18 protein-coding genes are annotated in these 16,195 nt (G+C 53.5%); all 18 read left to right on the forward strand.

Features of this window, described 5'->3' with window-relative positions; all coding sequences use genetic code 11:
• Positions 1–89 precede the first annotated feature (89 nt).
• Complete coding sequence (gene fliE, locus ACGHAD_RS08555) at positions 90–455, forward strand: flagellar hook-basal body complex protein FliE (RefSeq protein WP_339615333.1); 366 nt, start codon at positions 90–92, stop codon at positions 453–455.
• 24 nt (positions 456–479) lie between these two features.
• Entirely contained in the window at positions 480–2,171 is a 1,692-nt protein-coding gene (gene fliF, locus ACGHAD_RS08560; RefSeq protein WP_382415681.1) for a flagellar basal-body MS-ring/collar protein FliF, read from the forward strand.
• A 39-nt stretch (positions 2,172–2,210) separates the two neighbouring features.
• Positions 2,211–3,197 (forward strand): flagellar motor switch protein FliG, encoded by a 987-nt coding sequence (gene fliG, locus ACGHAD_RS08565; protein WP_382416640.1) that lies wholly within the window; start codon positions 2,211–2,213, stop codon positions 3,195–3,197.
• 14 nt (positions 3,198–3,211) lie between these two features.
• Entirely contained in the window at positions 3,212–4,156 is a 945-nt protein-coding gene (locus tag ACGHAD_RS08570; protein ID WP_382415679.1) for a flagellar assembly protein FliH, read from the forward strand.
• The gene (gene fliI / locus ACGHAD_RS08575; RefSeq protein ID WP_382415677.1) at positions 4,140–5,549 is read left to right on the forward strand and encodes a flagellar protein export ATPase FliI; all 1,410 of its coding nucleotides are present in this window, start codon (positions 4,140–4,142) and stop codon (positions 5,547–5,549) included. Before ACGHAD_RS08570 ends, fliI begins: the two co-directional genes overlap by 17 nt.
• The gene (fliJ, locus tag ACGHAD_RS08580) at positions 5,542–5,988 is read left to right on the forward strand and encodes a flagellar export protein FliJ (RefSeq protein ID WP_382415675.1); all 447 of its coding nucleotides are present in this window, start codon (positions 5,542–5,544) and stop codon (positions 5,986–5,988) included. Before fliI ends, fliJ begins: the two co-directional genes overlap by 8 nt.
• A 126-nt stretch (positions 5,989–6,114) precedes the next feature.
• A complete protein-coding gene (locus ACGHAD_RS08585; protein ID WP_339615327.1) occupies positions 6,115–6,420 on the forward strand; it encodes an STAS domain-containing protein in 306 nt (101 codons plus the stop codon).
• A 12-nt stretch (positions 6,421–6,432) separates the two neighbouring features.
• A complete protein-coding gene (locus ACGHAD_RS08590) occupies positions 6,433–8,142 on the forward strand; it encodes a SpoIIE family protein phosphatase (RefSeq protein WP_382415673.1) in 1,710 nt (569 codons plus the stop codon).
• Between the two features lie 88 nt (positions 8,143–8,230).
• Positions 8,231–8,572, forward strand: a complete 342-nt coding sequence (locus ACGHAD_RS08595; RefSeq protein WP_339615325.1) for an Hpt domain-containing protein — start codon at positions 8,231–8,233, stop codon at positions 8,570–8,572.
• Positions 8,573–8,790: 218 nt separating this feature from the next.
• Entirely contained in the window at positions 8,791–10,314 is a 1,524-nt protein-coding gene (locus ACGHAD_RS08600; RefSeq protein ID WP_382415671.1) for a flagellar hook-length control protein FliK, read from the forward strand.
• A gap of 222 nt (positions 10,315–10,536) precedes the next feature.
• Positions 10,537–11,073 (forward strand): flagellar basal body-associated FliL family protein, encoded by a 537-nt coding sequence (locus ACGHAD_RS08605; protein WP_382415669.1) that lies wholly within the window; start codon positions 10,537–10,539, stop codon positions 11,071–11,073.
• A gap of 12 nt (positions 11,074–11,085) precedes the next feature.
• Positions 11,086–12,093: a flagellar motor switch protein FliM gene (gene fliM / locus ACGHAD_RS08610; RefSeq protein WP_339615322.1), complete on the forward strand. Its 1,008-nt coding sequence runs from the start codon at positions 11,086–11,088 to the stop codon at positions 12,091–12,093.
• Positions 12,083–12,523: a flagellar motor switch protein FliN gene (fliN, locus tag ACGHAD_RS08615; protein WP_339615321.1), complete on the forward strand. Its 441-nt coding sequence runs from the start codon at positions 12,083–12,085 to the stop codon at positions 12,521–12,523. The genes fliM and fliN overlap by 11 nt, the downstream gene beginning before the upstream one ends.
• A 1-nt stretch (position 12,524) precedes the next feature.
• On the forward strand, positions 12,525–13,067 hold the full coding sequence (gene fliO, locus ACGHAD_RS08620) for a flagellar biosynthetic protein FliO (RefSeq protein ID WP_382415667.1): 543 nt from the start codon (positions 12,525–12,527) through the stop codon (positions 13,065–13,067).
• Positions 13,057–13,917 (forward strand): flagellar type III secretion system pore protein FliP, encoded by an 861-nt coding sequence (gene fliP / locus ACGHAD_RS08625; RefSeq protein ID WP_339615319.1) that lies wholly within the window; start codon positions 13,057–13,059, stop codon positions 13,915–13,917. The genes fliO and fliP overlap by 11 nt, the downstream gene beginning before the upstream one ends.
• Positions 13,918–13,926: 9 nt before the next feature.
• On the forward strand, positions 13,927–14,196 hold the full coding sequence (gene fliQ, locus ACGHAD_RS08630) for a flagellar biosynthesis protein FliQ (RefSeq protein WP_339615318.1): 270 nt from the start codon (positions 13,927–13,929) through the stop codon (positions 14,194–14,196).
• On the forward strand, positions 14,147–14,983 hold the full coding sequence (fliR, locus tag ACGHAD_RS08635; RefSeq protein WP_390403776.1) for a flagellar biosynthetic protein FliR: 837 nt from the start codon (positions 14,147–14,149) through the stop codon (positions 14,981–14,983). The genes fliQ and fliR overlap by 50 nt, the downstream gene beginning before the upstream one ends.
• Entirely contained in the window at positions 14,983–16,119 is a 1,137-nt protein-coding gene (flhB, locus tag ACGHAD_RS08640) for a flagellar biosynthesis protein FlhB (protein WP_339615316.1), read from the forward strand. The genes fliR and flhB overlap by 1 nt, the downstream gene beginning before the upstream one ends.
• Positions 16,120–16,195 lie beyond the last annotated feature (76 nt).

Genomic DNA, 16,195 nt, shown 5'->3' on the forward strand with positions numbered 1-16,195 from the left:
TTGTGCACTAATCGATATAAACGCGGCAAAAAAACGCAAAACGCCAAAATCCTGTCGCCTGTTCGCCCACTTAAATAGCGAGTATGACCATGAGTAACCGGGTCGATATCAGTAATCTGCTGACCGAGATGCGAGCGCTTAAAGCGCAAACCAACGCCTTTCAGAAGCCAGAGGCGCTTAACGATATCAATCGTCCGGCCAAGCCGGGTGAGGTTCAGTCGACGCAAAAAGTACCGGGCTTTTCTGAGGTAATGAGCGACGCGGTGAACAAAGTAAACAACCTGCAAAGTGAGGCCGGCACCATGGCGGAGTCTTACCAGCGCGGAGACGCCAACGTGGACATTACCGATGTGATGATCGCCTCGCAAAAAGCCAGTGTCTCGTTTGAGGCGGCCGTGCAGGTGCGCAATAAATTGGTAGAAGCCTACCGCGACGTTATGAACATGCCCATTTAACAATAAGGACTGGGTAATAAGCTTATGGCACAGACAGATACCGCGACAATGGATGCTGAACCCTCGGGAAAATCCACCAAGGGCAGCGACCTGATTGAAGGCTTTGGTGGTTTAACTCTACTGCGCCAAATTGGCCTGATGTTAGGGTTGGCGGCTTCCGTTGCTATTGGTTTTTATATTGTGCTGTGGAGCCAGGGTGAAGAGTATCGGCCGCTTTACGGCAGCCTTGATCGGCTCGACTCGGCCGAGGTTGTATCGATTTTAGAGCAAAACCAAATTCCCTATAAAATTGAGCCCTCGACCGGTGCTTTATTGGTCACCACTGAAAACATTCATACCGCTCGGCTTAAATTGGCCGAGGTAGGCATTGGGCAAAACCAGTCCGTCGGTTTTGAATTGCTCGAAAAAGAGCAAGCGCTAGGCACCAGCCAGTTTATTGAAAACGCTCGGTATCAGCGGAGCTTAGAAGGCGAGCTGGCGCGTACCATTACCAGTATTCACGCCGTGCGCTCGGCGCGGGTTCACTTAGCCACCCCCAAGCGCTCGGTGTTTGTTCGCGACGCGAGAAAACCTACCGCCTCGGTGTTTGTCGAGCTGTTTGCCGGCCGCGACTTGGACCCTAAGCAAGTTAAAGCCATTGTTAATATGGTGGCCTCCAGTATTAGCGAGTTGCAAAACGAAGACGTTACGGTCATTGATCAATACGGCAACTTGCTCTCGACGGGTGAGGAGTCGCCCGAGTTAATCTTGGCCGACAAGCAGCGCCAGTACACCCTAAACCTTGAGGAGAAACTCGCCAGCCGGGTAAGCAGTATTTTGGCTCCGGTAGTGGGCGCCGATAACTTTCATGCCGAGGTAAGCGCCGATGTCGACTTTACCGCCATTGAGCAGGCAGAAGAGGCGTTTGATGATACCGAGCCGGTTTTGCGCAGTGAGCAGACGCAAACTGAAAAACAAATAGGAGATGTCGCAATCGGCGGCATTCCGGGAGCGCTTAGCAACCAACCACCGGTTGACGGTCAAGTGCCCCAGCAAGTCGACCCCAATTTTGCCGGCGACGAAACGCCGACGCCGCAGCACAGCCGCGAGAATATTACCCGCAACTACGAGGTTGACCGTACGATTAGCTACACCCGTCGGCAGCAGGGCAATATCGAGCGTTTAAGCGTGGCTGTTGTGCTGGACAATAAACGCACGGTTAACGCCGAGGGCGAATCTGTTAGCGAGGCGTGGAGTGACGCCGAGCTTGAGCGCTTTAGCACACTGGTCCGCGATGCGGTGGGCTTTTCGGCGGCACGAGGCGATAGCGTCAATGTTATTAACTCGGCGTTTGTCGAGCGCGAACCCACTGAATTTGGTACGCTGGATGTGCCTTGGTGGGAACAACCTTGGTTAACCCCCTATATTAAACCGCTGGTGGGTTTTTTACTGGTCTTAGCCCTTATCTTTGGCTTGCTGCGCCCGGTATTAAAAACTATCGCTCGTTCGGGCTCGCGCTCGGCCGAGGAAGAGGAGGCGCGCCAACTGGCAGCGCTTGAGGCGGCAGGCCTAGGTGGCGACTCGGCCGATTCGGTAACCCTTACCGGCGGCGCGGTGGCCTTACCTGGGCCCGAGGAAGGGTACGAACAACAACTGAGCGCGATTAAAGGCCTGGTGGCAGAAGACCCAGGCCGGGTGGCGCAAGTGGTTAAATCCTGGATTAACAAAGACGAGTAATCTGACGTGGCCGAGCAAAAAACTGTACCTACTACCCAAATGAGCCCGGTCGACCAGGCGGCGGTGTTGCTAATGTCACTGGGCGAGCAAGACGCGGCCGAGGTGTTAAAGCACATGGGGCCGAAAGAGGTACAGCGCATAGGGGCGGCCATGGCAACCCTAACCAATGTACAGCAAAGCGATGTACAAACGGTGATGCAGAATTTTCTGGAGGAAGCGCGCACCCTAACCGGGCTGGGTATGGGCGCGGACAGCTATATTCGCAATATGCTGGTTACCGCTCTGGGTGAAGACAAGGCCGGCTCGTTGGTTGACCGGATATTGTTGGGTGGCAACACGACAGGTCTTGATACGCTCAAGTGGATGGACCCGCGTTCGGTGGCGGATATTATCCGCAATGAGCACCCGCAAATTCAGGCGATTGTGATCGCCTATCTCGATGCCGATCAGGCCGCTGAAATCTTAGGTTATTTTACCGAGAAGGTCCGAATTGACATTATGATGCGCGTGGCGTCACTGGATATGGTGCAGCCGAGCGCACTGCAAGAGCTTAACGATATTTTGGAGAAACAGTTCTCTGGCAAAACAGGCTCACAAACGAAAGCGATGGGTGGTTATAAAGTCGCGGCCGAGATCATGAACCACTTAGATGGCACCGTCGAAGCCGAGTTGATGGACTCGATTAAAGAAGTCGATGAGGATATGGGTAATCAGATCCAGGATCTGATGTTTGTGTTTGAAAACCTCAAAGATGTGGATGATCGCGGTATCCAAATGCTCTTGCGTGAGGTGTCCTCTGAGGTGTTAATTGTCGCGTTGAAAGGTGCCGATGCCACGCTGCAAGACAAAATATTCAAAAATATGTCCAAACGTGCCGCCGAGCTATTGCGCGATGATCTGGAGGTAAAAGGTCCGGTGCGAATCTCGGAGGTCGAGTCGGCGCAGAAAGAAATCCTTACCATTGCTCGACGTATGGCGGATGCGGGCGAGATTGTTCTTGGAGGCGGTGGCGAGCAACTGCTCTAGCCCCGAGCTAATCCATGGCCGATAAACCCAAAGCCAACCCCAATCGTATTCCCGCCGATCAAAGCGGTGCCTGGCAATCTTGGTCGCTCCCCAGTGTTGGCAATAGTGGCAGCGTTGTCGAGGGCACCAGTAAGCCTGGCGCAAGTGCCAGCGCTAACGCGGGTGAAACCATCGAAGATGTCGAAGTCGAAGGTTTGTCGAGTACCGGCCTGACCGCCGAGCAGATGTCTGAGATAGTGCAAGCCGCCGAGCAAGAAGGGTTTGCTCAGGGGTTTGATCAAGCGCAACAGCAGGGCTATGAAGAGGGCTACCGGCAGGGCCAAGAGCGCGGCGCCGAGGATATCCGGCAATTGCTTAGTATCGAGCAACAAACTTTTGCCAGCCTAGTAAAGGCACTTAAAGAGCCCGTCGATCAGCAAGATGAAAAACTCGAGACCTTGTTGCTCACCATCGTTGAGCGTATCAGTCGCGCCGTGGTTGCACGGGACTTGGCCACTCAGCCGGCCGATATAATACCGCTCATTCGTCAGTCTATTGCGGCGCTGCCCACCCCGGGCAACAATGTAACCCTACATTTAAACCTTGCCGACCACGAGTGCGTTAAGCGTTACGCCGAGCAGCACGGCCACGACTGGAATTTACAAGTTTCGCCCGAGATTAGCGCTGGCGGGGTGCGCGTTAGTACCAAAGACAGCGTGGTCGATGACACGGTAGAGCGGCGCTTAGATGAAACGATTGAGCGTTTTATGCTTCGTCAAGATCTAGACGAAACCACCAGCGATGAGCAGTTGCTGGAGCGCGAGCATCCGGCGCCCCAGTCCGCGCCCGAACCCTCCAATGATTTTCCGCCGAGCGCATCAAAGTCTGATGAGCTAATGTCTGATCGCGAGCAAAACGATAGTCTCGACGCGCGTTATTTTGAGCAAAGTGACCATACCGAGGATGATCAGAGTGTCTGAGCGTCGCGACCTCTGGTATCGCCTGCGTCCCTATCTGCCAGATCCTGTCCCTGTCGTGCCCGAAGCCGAAGGGCGCTTGGTGCGCTCTGTGGGGCTGACGTTGGAGGCGGTAGGGCTGAACTTATCGGTGGGACGGCAGTGTGTCTTGTTATCGCGCGACGGCCGCCGGGTCGAAGCCGAAGTGGTGGGTTTTTCTGGCCAGAGCGTTTTTTTAATGCCGGTAAAACGTGTCGAGGGGCTAGAGCCCGGTGCCCGCGTGATTCCGTTGGCCCACAGTCAGGCGATGCGGATTGGCCTACAAACCCTCGGGCGTGTCATCAATGGTTTAGGCCAACCGCTCGACGGCAATGGTGCTCTGCAAGGGGGCGACTTTCTCGACTTTGCCCCCAGTGACATCAACCCACTAAAACGTCATCCCATCCACGAGCCACTCGATGTGGGTATTCGGGCCATTAACGGCTTGATTACCGTGGGGCGGGGCCAGCGAATGGGCTTGTTTGCCGGTAGTGGTGTGGGCAAAAGCGTGCTGATGGGGATGATGACCAAATACACTACGGCCGATGTCGTGGTGGTGGGCCTAGTGGGCGAGCGCGGTCGCGAGGTAAAAGAGTTTATCGACCATATTCTGGGGCCCGATGGCATGGCCCGCGCCGTGGTCGTCGCATCGCCGGCTGATGACGCTCCCTTGATGCGGCTGCGCGCCGCGCAGCTGTGTAGCCGTATTGCCGAATACTACCGGGATCAGGGTTTAAACGTATTACTGCTCATGGATTCACTCACCCGGTTCGCGCAAGCTCAGCGTGAAATATCGCTGGCTATCGGTGAGCCTCCGGCTACTAAAGGCTATCCGCCATCGGTGTTTGCTCGCATCCCCGAGTTGGTGGAGCGCGCGGGCAACGCCGCCGAAGGTGAGGGTTCAATCACCGCCTTTTATACCGTGTTAACCGAGGGGGACGATTTACAAGACCCCATCGCCGACGCTGCTCGCGCTATTTTGGATGGCCATATTGTGCTCTCGCGCCAGCTGGCGGAAGAGGGCGTTTATCCCGCCATCGATGTTGAAGCCTCCATTAGTCGCGCCATGCCCCAGATTGTTTCGGCGAGTCACCTAACGCGGATGCAAAAGTTTAAGCAACTGCTGGCGCGCTACGAGCAAAATCGCGACTTAGTGGCAATCGGTGCCTACACGGCGGGCTCCGATCCGCAAACCGACGAGGCCATCGACAAGTTTCCGCGCTTGCGCCAGTTTATCCAGCAGTCACTCACCGAGGCGGTGAGTTTAACCGAGGCTCACAAAGGCCTAGCCGATTTGCTGCAACCCAACGCGCAGCCCGCTCGTAAAAGCCCGCTGGCGGCCGAACATGGCCGGGCCAATGGACCCGTAAATGGCTAAGCAACGCTCAGAGCGGCTTAAAGTTGTGCTTAAAGTAGCGGAGTACCACGAGCGTGAAGCCGCGGGGTACTTGGCTCAGTATCAGCAGCAACTAAGCGCTGAGCGGCTACAGCTAAGCCAGCTGGATGAGTACCGCACCAGTTATTTGCGGGAATACGGTGATATCACAGCGGTTCATACGGCGGCCGATATGACGCGTTACAGTGATTTTATCCAACGTTTAGTGGGGGCAATGGACGAGCAGGTTCGCAAGGTAGAGAGTGCCCGCGAGCAGTGTGAAAAAGTCCAACAATATTGGCAAGTACGACGCCATAAACGCAAGTCGCTAGAGTCGCTGATTGACCGTTTAAAGGCCAGTGAGAGTGCGGAACTTGATCGCAAGCTGCAAAAAGAACTGGATGAACTCGCCAGCCTTAACCGTCAAAACCCACCTTATTAGATCTATTGTTAGCGGGCAAAATAGTCTATTCTTGGGGCATTGGGCGGTTATGCCCATAGGCGAACCACCAGGGAATATCCGCGCGTTATTGAGGCGTGAACAACAGGTAAATAAGTGAGGCGAGTTATGACAGTCACGTCGACGGTTAACAGTGACGGCAGCGAACTGACCATTGTGATTAAAGGCCGGTTTGATTTTAGCGCCCATCAGGATTTTCGCGGCAGCTACGAGACGCTTTCTGCCAAGCCGGACCGCTTTGTTATCGATATGGCCGATACCGCCTACTTAGACAGCTCGGCACTGGGGATGTTACTGCTGTTGCGCGATTACGCCGGTGGTGATGCGGCTCAGATCACTATAAAAAATGCCAGCAGTGATGTTAAACGAATACTGACAATATCTAATTTTGAACAGCTGTTTAGCATCGAATAGCGTTGCTAAAGTATGCATCCGAGCAAAGATGAACGGCTGATTACCGTTTTAGTTGCTGACGATACGGCAACTGACCGGGTCATTCTCGAGGCGATTTTGCGCAAGCAAGGCCACCGTGTGTTAAGCGCCCAAGATGGTGAGCAAGCGGTAGAGTGCTTTCGCACGGAGCGGCCCGATATTGTCCTGCTAGACGCCTTAATGCCAAAGCTAGACGGCTTTGATGCGGCGCGTCAAATCAAGTCAATTGCCGGTGAAGAGCTGGTACCGATTTTATTTCTTACCTCCCTGACCGATACCGACTCGCTGGTCCAGTGCCTTGAGGCGGGCGGCGATGATTTTTTATCCAAACCTTATAACCCGGTTATTCTGCAGGCCAAAATACGGTCGTTTTTTCGCATGCGCACTATGCAGCGCACGATGCTGGAGCAGCGCGACCAAATTGCTCAACACAACGAACATTTTTTGCAAGAGCAAACCGTCGCCAAGCAGGTGTTTGATAATATTACCAGCGGTGGCCATGTTGACGCCGAACATTTGCGTTACTACCTGTCACCGCTGGCGGTGTTTAATGGCGATGTCATGGTGGCATCGACTACGCCGGCGGGCAATTTAATGGTTTTACTGGGCGACTTTACCGGCCACGGGCTACCCGCGGCTATTGGCGCTATGCCCCTTGCCACAACGTTTTACGGCATGGTGGACAAAGGCTTCGCCATGTCCGATATTCTCGCGGAAATTAACGGCAAATTAAAAAGCATCTTGCCCGTCGGACTTTTCTGTTGTGCGGCGATGGTTGAAATGAACTTTCGTAAAAACACGGTGCGCATATGGAACGGCGGTTTACCCGCCGCCTACGTGTATCGCAAAGATGGTAGGGTCGAGCAAATTAAATCGACCCACTTGCCCCTTGGCGTTTTAAATAATAAAAAGTTTAAGGCGGACCCCGCACTAATTACCATGGCGCATGGTGAGCGCTTGTATCTGTGGTCTGATGGTATTCACGAGGCGCGCGATGCAGACGGCGAAATGTTCGGCGAGGAGCGCCTGCTGGCGGCCTTTGCGAAAAACCAAAAGCCGCCGGCCTTGTTTGATGAACTGCTTCAAAATGTAAAAACGTTTGTCGGGCACGGCCAAAAGAGCGACGATTTATCGTTAATCGAGCTGTTAATGGCGCCGCTTAGTTCGGCCTATGTTACCCCCGGTGCCGAGCAGGCGACGTCTCAATCCCAGTTGGCAGAGTGGAGTTTGGTGTTTGAGGTAAAACCTTCAAGTTTTGCCATATTTGACCCATTGCCGTTGCTGCTTAGCGTGTTGCTTGAGGTTCCCGGGTTGCGCAACCACAGCGGTACTCTGTACACGATTATCTCCGAGTTATACACCAATGCATTAGAGCATGGCGTGCTGGGCTTGGATTCGTCCATCAAGGACGATCCGGAGGGGTTCGAGCGCTATTATCAGTTGCGCCGCGAGCGCACTCAGGCGATCAAAGAGGGCTACGTTAAAATTACATTGGCGCACAAAACTCATACCGAGGGCGGCTCGCTCGCCATTACCGTCGCCGATAGCGGACGAGGGTTTGTGCCCAATGAGCGCACCGAGCAAACCGGGAACGAATACAGTGGGCGCGGTCTAAAACTGGTCGAATCGCTGTGCGATGCATTAGAGGTTCGCGGCGCGGGCAACGTCGTCGCGGCGACTTACTGTTGGCATACCGACGATTAACGCCTCGCAGTGAGATCCGCATCACTTGATGCCCCGAGGTAAAAGGTTTACAAGTGATACTCAAAATAAGCCCGATTAGGGAGAGACTATGAGCGACAGGCAATTAATCGATCACGATACCTTATCGACATTGCAGGAGGTTATGGAAGACGATTTTGCTCGACTTATCGAGACCTACCTTAATGACTCTGAAGATCGCCTGAGTGCTATGCAAAAAGCACTGGCCAGTGGGGATGGCGAAGCCTTGCGCCGCGCCGCTCACAGCTTTAAAGGTAGCTGCAGCAATATCGGTGCGGCTACTTTGGTGGCGCAGTGCCAGCATATTGAGTCAGCTGCGGCCAACAATCGGTTAACGGGCCTTGAGACGGCGCTGGTATCGCTACAGGGCGAGTTTAGCCAGGTGCGTCATCAGCTCGTCGTGTATCAATAAACGCTCGGTGGCGCCTTGTCTGGCTCGCATATAAGCGAGGCACAAGGTGTTGAGTCATCATGAACCTAGGCCCACGTTTCCTTCCCAGCTTACCTGCCTGAACCTCTGATTTAATCTTATTGTTCGGTTTGGCACTTTGCTTGCTATTACCATCCTGTATCCCAAAAAATTGTTTGCAAGCGGCAAATGCTTGCCGCCCATGGCCTACAGGAGCACTCATGGCAACGAATGAACCGACTCTTCTTAGCATGTTGTTGCGGCCGCAGGGCGCGGTGCAGAGCAGCCAATCTCGGGCTGATGCCAGCCGCGATGCGCAGCTGTTTAGCGAGTCGCTTGATACCGCCTACCGGGACCAGCGCACCAGCCGATCGGATGTGAGCGAACGCTCCAGTAATCGGTCAGCGGCACAATCAGATTCGCAATTGCGAAACGACCAGCGCAGTCAGCGGCTGGCCGGTAACAATGATCGGCGAACCGCGCATCTTGATGAGCGAGCCCAAGCCCGGGAGCGCGCCGCTGATTTAGCACAGTCACGCAGTTCCAGCGCTGAATCGCAAGATCGCTTAAGTGCACGCCAGCGAGAAGCGCTGGATCGGTTAGAGCCCGAGCAGCGCGAGGCGATCGAGGCACTGCCGCCGGCAAAGCAGGCGCAGGTGCTGGATGAGTTGGCCGATAGCGCTGAAAACGGGCTGAGTGATGACTCCTTGAGCGCTATTCTTGACGGGCTTGACCCGCAGTTGCGCGAGCAGCTGCTGGCGTTGATGCAATCGTTAACCGATCAAGCGACGGCCGGCGCGCAGACGGAGACGCTGTTGACGCAAGTTGAGCAGGCCAGCGAGGCAGGGCAGATCCCCCCTGAGCTTGCCGCCTGGCTCAGCGATCAGCTCAAAGCCGGAGCAAAAACCGCCGGTCAGGGGGTTGAGTCTGTGTCCGCTCGTCTAGAGGCCATGCAAACGAGTTTGAAGCAGGCATTGGCGAGTGTGAGTACCGCACCGGCTGCACCGGGCGCCAGTATCGCTAAAGAGGGCAGCGCAGCGCTGGGAGGACTAATGGAGCAGTCGACGACACAGCAGGCGGCCAATGGGCAACCTGTTTTTGCCAAAGAGATGCTCACAAGCTTGGATGGTCAGCGTGAGCAGGGGGCCTTGCTCGAGACCGCTAAGCTGCACAATTTGCTGGCGGGGCGCGGGGAGTCTGTCGATCGCCCCACCGCAGGCAGTATTACCACATTAACGGAATCTTTGGGTCTTGCCAACCGCACTGTCGCCACGCCAGCCGCTCCTAAAATGGCTGCGCAAGTACTGCCTGGTTTTAACCAAAGTGGTTGGGGCGATGCCGTGGGGCAAAAAGTGCTCTGGATGGCCAAGCAAAATATTACCAGTGCCGATATGCGCCTTGACCCGCCCGATTTAGGCACCATTCACGTGCGGGTGTCGATTCAAAATGATCAGGCCCATGTGAGCTTTACCAGCGCCCAGCCAGTGGTGCGCGAGGCGCTCGATCAACATTCGGCGCGTCTGCGCGAGATGTTAACCGAGCAGGGAATGACCAGTGTGGATGTTGATGTATCGGATCAACGCTCGTTTGCCGAATCTGATCCTCGTGCCGGTGGCGACGAGGGAGCGCGTCACTCCAGCGGGTGGTCGGCAGGTGGCAGTGATGGCGACGCTGAAGATGAGCTAGGCGCGGCCGCTAATCTCACCCAACTTGGCACGGTATCGCTGATCGATCATTACGCTTGATAAGCGATCAGCGACGGTCGGCGGCGGGTTCGCTGCCCACCGTGCCGCTTTTATTACTGCACACCAGTATCCCTCTGCATAAACTACGTCTTTCGTTTATCTCCTTTTGCGCGATAGTGTTTTTGTCTTGTGCCAATCCTTTGTGGGGCTTGCTATGCTATCTTGCATGGCACGGCTATTGCTCGTAGCCTTACAGAACAATGTGGATGACGGATATTTGACATGGCAGAAGACGAGCCCGAAAACTCGGGGGAAGACGCGGAGCAGGGTGAACAAAGCCCCCCCGCAAAAAATAAGAAAAAGTGGATTATTTTGGCACTGGCGCTACTGGTGTTAGTGGCGATTTCAGTGGCGGCCACGTTATGGGTGCTATCAGATTCAGACGAACAGCCCGAAGGTGAGTCCGATGCTGAGCCGGTCGCCGAAGAGCCCGCTCGTGAGGCCGCGATTTACTTTCCATTAAAACCCGAATTTATTACCAGCTTTGAGGTGCGCGGCCGGCAGCGTTATATGCAGGTCGAAATGAACCTAATGTTTCGCGATAACAGCGCGGTCAGCGATATAGAGTTACATATGCCCGCGATTCGCAATGCTTTAGTTATTTTACTGCGCGGACAGGTATATCCCGAGTTACAGACGCCAGAGGGCAAAGAATTACTGCGTCAGCAAGCATTAAACACTGTGCGTGACGTGCTGGAAGAAGAAACCGGAAAACCCGTGATTGAACAGGTGTTGTTTACCAATTTAGTGTTGCAATAGAGGCGACCCCAAGTGCAAGACTTACTGACACAAGACGAAATTGATGCGTTACTCCATGGCGTCGATGAAGGCGACATAGAGACTGATGGGGACTTAGAGCCCGGTGCGGTCCGCTCGTACGATTTAACCAGTCAGGATCGTATTGTTCGCGGGCGCATGCCAACCCTTGAGATGATCAACGAGCGCTTTGCCCGTTACACCCGTATCAGCATGTTCAATATGTTGCGGCGCACCGCGGATGTTTCGGTCGGGGGCATCCAAATACAAAAATTTGGCGAGTACGTACACACGCTGTACGTTCCCACCAGCCTCAATATGGTCAAGTTTCGACCGTTGCGGGGCACCGCTTTGGTCATATTGGATGCTCGGTTGGTGTTTAAGCTGGTCGATAATTTTTTTGGCGGCGACGGCCGTCACGCCAAAATTGAGGGGCGAGAGTTTACTCCGACCGAGCTGCGAGTGGTACAAATGGTACTCAACCAAGTGTTTGTCGATCTAGGCGAGGCTTGGAAGGCGGTAATGCCGATTGAGTTTGAATATATTAATTCAGAGGTTAACCCATCGCTGGCAAATATCGTGAGCCCGAGCGAGGTTGTCGTCGTTAGCACATTTCATATCGAGTTGGATGGCGGCGGTGGTGATTTACATCTGACGATTCCCTACTCAATGATTGAGCCTATTCGCGAAGTGCTCGATGCCGGCTTACAAAGTGATTCAGATGAGCAAGACGATCGCTGGGTAAAAGCGTTACGGGAAGATGTGTTATCGGCTCGGGTAGAACTCGAGTGTGAAGTGGTTAACCGTGAGATAACCTTGCGGGATATCGTTGATTTAGATGTGGGGGATATTATACCCGTCGAATTTCCGCCGCATCATGTGCTTACCGCGAACGGCGTGCCGGTGTTTCGCACCGAGTTAGGCCAGCGCAAAGGCAACCTTGCCTTAAAAATTAAAGAGTTTATCGATCATAGCAGTGCGCACAATATCAGTGTCGCCGAAGGAGGCCCCAATGGCAAATGATGACGAAACAGGCGGCGGTGAAGATCTCGATCAACAGGCGATGGCCGACGAGTGGGCGGCTGCGATGGAGGAGCAACAAACAGTCGATGAAGAGGTTGAGGCGCCAGCGGCTGACGATAGCGCGATGGCACTTAATGAGCTGGAAAATGAAGGCGCACCAAGGGAGTTGGGCCCTGAGTTAGATTTAATTTTAGATATTCCTGTGAGTATCTCTATGGAAGTGGGCAGCACCGCCATTACCATTCGTAACTTGCTACAGCTAAATCAGGGCTCGGTGATTGAGCTGGACCGCCTTGCGGGCGAGCCATTGGACGTAAAAGTAAATGGTACCTTGATTGCTCACGGTGAAGTGGTGGTGGTGAATGAAAAGTTTGGCATCCGCATGACGGATGTTATCAGCCCTTCCGAACGTATTAAAAAGTTACGCTAACATGAAGCTGTTTACGTGGGGCTTCGCAGGTGCCGGGATTAGCGTACTTGTGGCGCCCGTCACTTGGGCCGTGGAATCGGCCACCGATACGGCCACTATTACTGCTGCCAGTAGCAGTAGTGCCGTCAGCACGGCTGCTGTTACGCCCGTTGGTGCCGATACTCTGGTATCCGTACTGCTCGGATTACTGGGTATTATTGCCTTGATATTGGCGCTTGCCTGGTTTGCCAAACGGGCTGGTGCAACTGGCTGGTCGCGCTCTAGGGATATGAAGGTGGTGGCGAGTTTAGCGCTAGGCACCCGCGAGCGGTTGTTAGTGGTCGATGTTGCCAACACGCAAATTTTGTTGGGTGTGACGGCGCAAAGCATTAATCAGCTGCATGTGTTTACCGAGCCCGTCATTAATACCGACGGCACCGCCAGTTCGGATTTTAGCCAAAAACTAAAAAGTATTATGAATGGGCAGGGGGTTGGTGCCGGATCGGGCCGCGAGCAAAACCATACTGAGACTAACGATCAAAAAGGCCATAAAAATGCACACTAATCGGCCTTTAGAATTCTACGCTGGTTTTTTTTCTGCGCGCTATTTGCTGCTATTTTTACTCCTGTTTACTGCCTTGTTACTGAGCACCCAGGCGCAGGCGCAAAACCCCGAACCTCTCGCACCTACGCCATCGCAGCCGGCTGATATTGCCGGCAGTGCGCTTCCTGCGATACCTGGTTTACCGGCATTTACTGTGACAACGCAGCCCGATGGCAGTGAAGAGTATTCGGTAACACTACAGATTCTTGGCATCATGACGATGCTGACGTTTCTCCCGGCGCTGTTGATGATGGTGACATCGTTTACACGCATTATTATCGTCTTTGCTATTTTGCGCCAGGCGTTGGGGTTGCAGCAGTCACCGTCCAACCAAATACTGATTGGCCTATCGCTGTTTTTAACACTGTTTATTATGCAGCCGGTTTTTGAGCAAGCTAACGCCGAAGCTCTGCAGCCCTATATTAACGGCCAGATTAACGCTCAGCAGGCGCTGGCGTCGGCCTCGGAGCCTTTTCACAGCTTTATGTTGGCGCAAACTCGCGAGAGTGACATTGCCCTGTTTGTCGGTATTGCCGGTAACGAGCCTATCGCCACACCGCAAGACACTCCGTTTTCGATACTGGTACCGGCGTTTGTCACCAGTGAACTAAAAACCGCGTTTCAAATTGGCTTTATTATTTTTATTCCCTTTTTGGTCATTGATATTGTGGTTGCCAGCGTGTTGATGGCCATGGGGATGATGATGTTGTCGCCGCTGATTGTGTCATTGCCGTTTAAAATCATGCTGTTTGTCCTGGTTGATGGTTGGGCTATGATTATCGGCACCTTAGCCGCAAGTTTTGGCGTGTAGGAGGCAGACGTGACTCCCGAAATCGCACTCAGTTTATTTGCCGATGGCTTGTACTTAACCATATTGATGGTGCTGGTGATTGTCGGCCCAAGTTTGATCGTCGGGTTGGTGGTGAGTATGTTTCAGGCCGCGACGCAAATTAATGAACAAACCTTGAGTTTCTTGCCGCGTCTGATTGTGATGCTGATTACCATCATGGTTGCTGGTCACTGGATGGTGATTCGCCTCAGTGATCTGTTCAACCGTCTGTTTAACGCCATTCCGCAACTCATCGGGTAGCGTGGTGGAGCCTCTCGTACTCAGTGAGACGGCCCTTTATCAGTTTATTGGGCAATATTTGTGGCCCTTTATGCGCATTGGCGCGATGTTTATGGCGGTGCCCATCATTGGCGCCCGCACCGTTCCCGCTCGCGTGCGCTTAGTGTTGGCCCTATTGGTGACGGCGCTGGTAAGCCCATTATTGGCACCGGCGCCGACAATAGAGCTGCTGGGTATGCCGGCGATGCTGCGAGTATTACAGGAGGTGTTAATAGGACTGGCGCTGGGGTTTAGTTTTCAGGTGGTCATGCATATCTTCGTGCTCTCGGGGCAGTTAGTCGCCATGAAAATGGGGCTGGGCTTCGCGTCAATGAATGACCCCAGCAACGGGATTTCAGTCACGGTGCTGTCGCAGTTCTATTTATTGCTCTCTACGGTATTGTTTTTGATTTTTAACGGTCATTTGCTGGTGATTGATTTAATTGTGCGCAGCTTTGACAGCATTCCTATTGGTACGGGTATCGGATACGGTGAGTTTGCCATGATTGCCGGTATGGGGTCGTGGTTGTTTAACGCGGCCTTGGTGTTTGTTTTGCCGCTGTTTACCGCGTTGCTGGTGATCAATATGGCGTTTGGCATTATGAACCGCTCAGCACCGCAAATTAACGTGTTTACCGTGGGGTTTCCGATTGCGCTGATTTTTGGCTTGATTTTTATGTGGCTAAGCTTGGTGGCGTTTATCCCTTACTTTCGCAATGTTTTTGACGCAGCGGCGATTTTTGCCGAGCACCTGTTGAGGCTTCGCTGATGGCAGAAGGTGGCGACGACAGCAGTCAGGAAAAAACGGAAGAGGCAACCCCCCGAAAACTTGAAAAAGCCCGGGAGGACGGCCAAATACCGCGCTCGCGTGATTTAACGACGACGTTTATTCTGCTGGCCGGAACCATTGGCCTGTATAGTTTTAGTGAGTCCATTTCTGGCAGCATGATGGGCTTGTCGAAAAATAATTTTAGCCTCAGTCGGGTCGAGGTGTTTGATACGGAGGCAATGTTTGCCCATTTAGTCAGCTCCTTTGCCGAAGGTTTGTTCTCGCTTATCCCTCTGTTTATTTTACTTTTGATTGCCTCGGTGGTTGGGCCTATCGCGTTAGGTGGCTGGCTGCTGAGCGCCAAAGCTATGGCGCCCAAATTTAACCGCATGAATCCAGGCGCTGGTCTTAAACGAATGTTCTCTTTTAAGGCTCTGGTCGAATTGGCGAAATCGCTGGGCAAGGTGGCCACCGTTATGGCGGCGGCCATTCTGGCGTTAAAGCTGTGGCAGCAGGATATTTTACAGCTCGCTGGCGAAGAAACTCAGTCGGCGGTGGTGGAATCGTTAAAAATCAGTGGGATTACCACAATTTTGATGGCAGCGGTAACGATATTAATTGCGTTGGTTGATGTGCCGTTTCAGATTATGGACCACAGTAAAAAGCTAAAGATGTCCAAACAGGAAATAAAGGACGAGCACAAAGATAGCGAGGGTAAACCCGAGGTAAAAGGCAGAATCAGGCAGCTGCAGCGCGAGATGGCGCAACGTAGAATGATGGCCCAAGTACCTGATGCCGATGTGGTGATTACCAACCCGACCCACTATGCCGTTGCGCTAAAATACGACCCCGAGAAAATGGCTACCCCGGTTATGTTAGCCAAAGGCGGTGATCAAATAGCGCTAAAAATACGTGAAATTGCTAAGGCCAACGGCGTGGAGATTATCGAGTCACCGGTGTTGGCGCGCTCTATTTTTCACACCACCGATATTGATGAGGCAATCCCCACTGGGCTGTACGTCGCAGTTGCTCAGGTATTAGCCTATGTTTTTGGTTTGCGCAATTACCGCCGGGGGCAAGGCGAGCGGCCGCCGTATCCTCGGGTCAATGTGCCGCGAGATTTGCGCTACGATTAAACTCGGTTGCTTTTGCTAATTATTCTACCTCTTCCGTAAAACAGGTACGCTTCTTGCGATACCCCTGGTGTTATTC

The organism is Gilvimarinus japonicus, assembly GCF_042847215.1.
Classification (GTDB): Bacteria; Pseudomonadota; Gammaproteobacteria; order Pseudomonadales; family Cellvibrionaceae; genus Gilvimarinus; species Gilvimarinus japonicus.

Excerpts from the sequence above, each read along its gene's own strand:
- fliE (WP_339615333.1), top strand. The coding sequence starts at position 90 with ATGAGTAACCGGGTCGATATCAGTAATCTGCTGACCGAGATGCGAGCG.
- fliF (WP_382415681.1), top strand. The coding sequence starts at position 480 with ATGGCACAGACAGATACCGCGACAATGGATGCTGAACCCTCGGGAAAA.
- fliG (WP_382416640.1), top strand. The coding sequence starts at position 2,211 with ATGAGCCCGGTCGACCAGGCGGCGGTGTTGCTAATGTCACTGGGCGAG.
- ACGHAD_RS08570 (WP_382415679.1), top strand. The coding sequence starts at position 3,212 with ATGGCCGATAAACCCAAAGCCAACCCCAATCGTATTCCCGCCGATCAA.
- fliI (WP_382415677.1), top strand. The coding sequence starts at position 4,140 with ATGATCAGAGTGTCTGAGCGTCGCGACCTCTGGTATCGCCTGCGTCCC.
- fliJ (WP_382415675.1), top strand. The coding sequence starts at position 5,542 with ATGGCTAAGCAACGCTCAGAGCGGCTTAAAGTTGTGCTTAAAGTAGCG.
- ACGHAD_RS08585 (WP_339615327.1), top strand. The coding sequence starts at position 6,115 with ATGACAGTCACGTCGACGGTTAACAGTGACGGCAGCGAACTGACCATT.
- ACGHAD_RS08590 (WP_382415673.1), top strand. The coding sequence starts at position 6,433 with ATGCATCCGAGCAAAGATGAACGGCTGATTACCGTTTTAGTTGCTGAC.
- ACGHAD_RS08595 (WP_339615325.1), top strand. The coding sequence starts at position 8,231 with ATGAGCGACAGGCAATTAATCGATCACGATACCTTATCGACATTGCAG.
- ACGHAD_RS08600 (WP_382415671.1), top strand. The coding sequence starts at position 8,791 with ATGGCAACGAATGAACCGACTCTTCTTAGCATGTTGTTGCGGCCGCAG.
- ACGHAD_RS08605 (WP_382415669.1), top strand. The coding sequence starts at position 10,537 with ATGGCAGAAGACGAGCCCGAAAACTCGGGGGAAGACGCGGAGCAGGGT.
- fliN (WP_339615321.1), top strand. The coding sequence starts at position 12,083 with ATGGCAAATGATGACGAAACAGGCGGCGGTGAAGATCTCGATCAACAG.
- fliO (WP_382415667.1), top strand. The coding sequence starts at position 12,525 with ATGAAGCTGTTTACGTGGGGCTTCGCAGGTGCCGGGATTAGCGTACTT.
- fliP (WP_339615319.1), top strand. The coding sequence starts at position 13,057 with ATGCACACTAATCGGCCTTTAGAATTCTACGCTGGTTTTTTTTCTGCG.
- flhB (WP_339615316.1), top strand. The coding sequence starts at position 14,983 with ATGGCAGAAGGTGGCGACGACAGCAGTCAGGAAAAAACGGAAGAGGCA.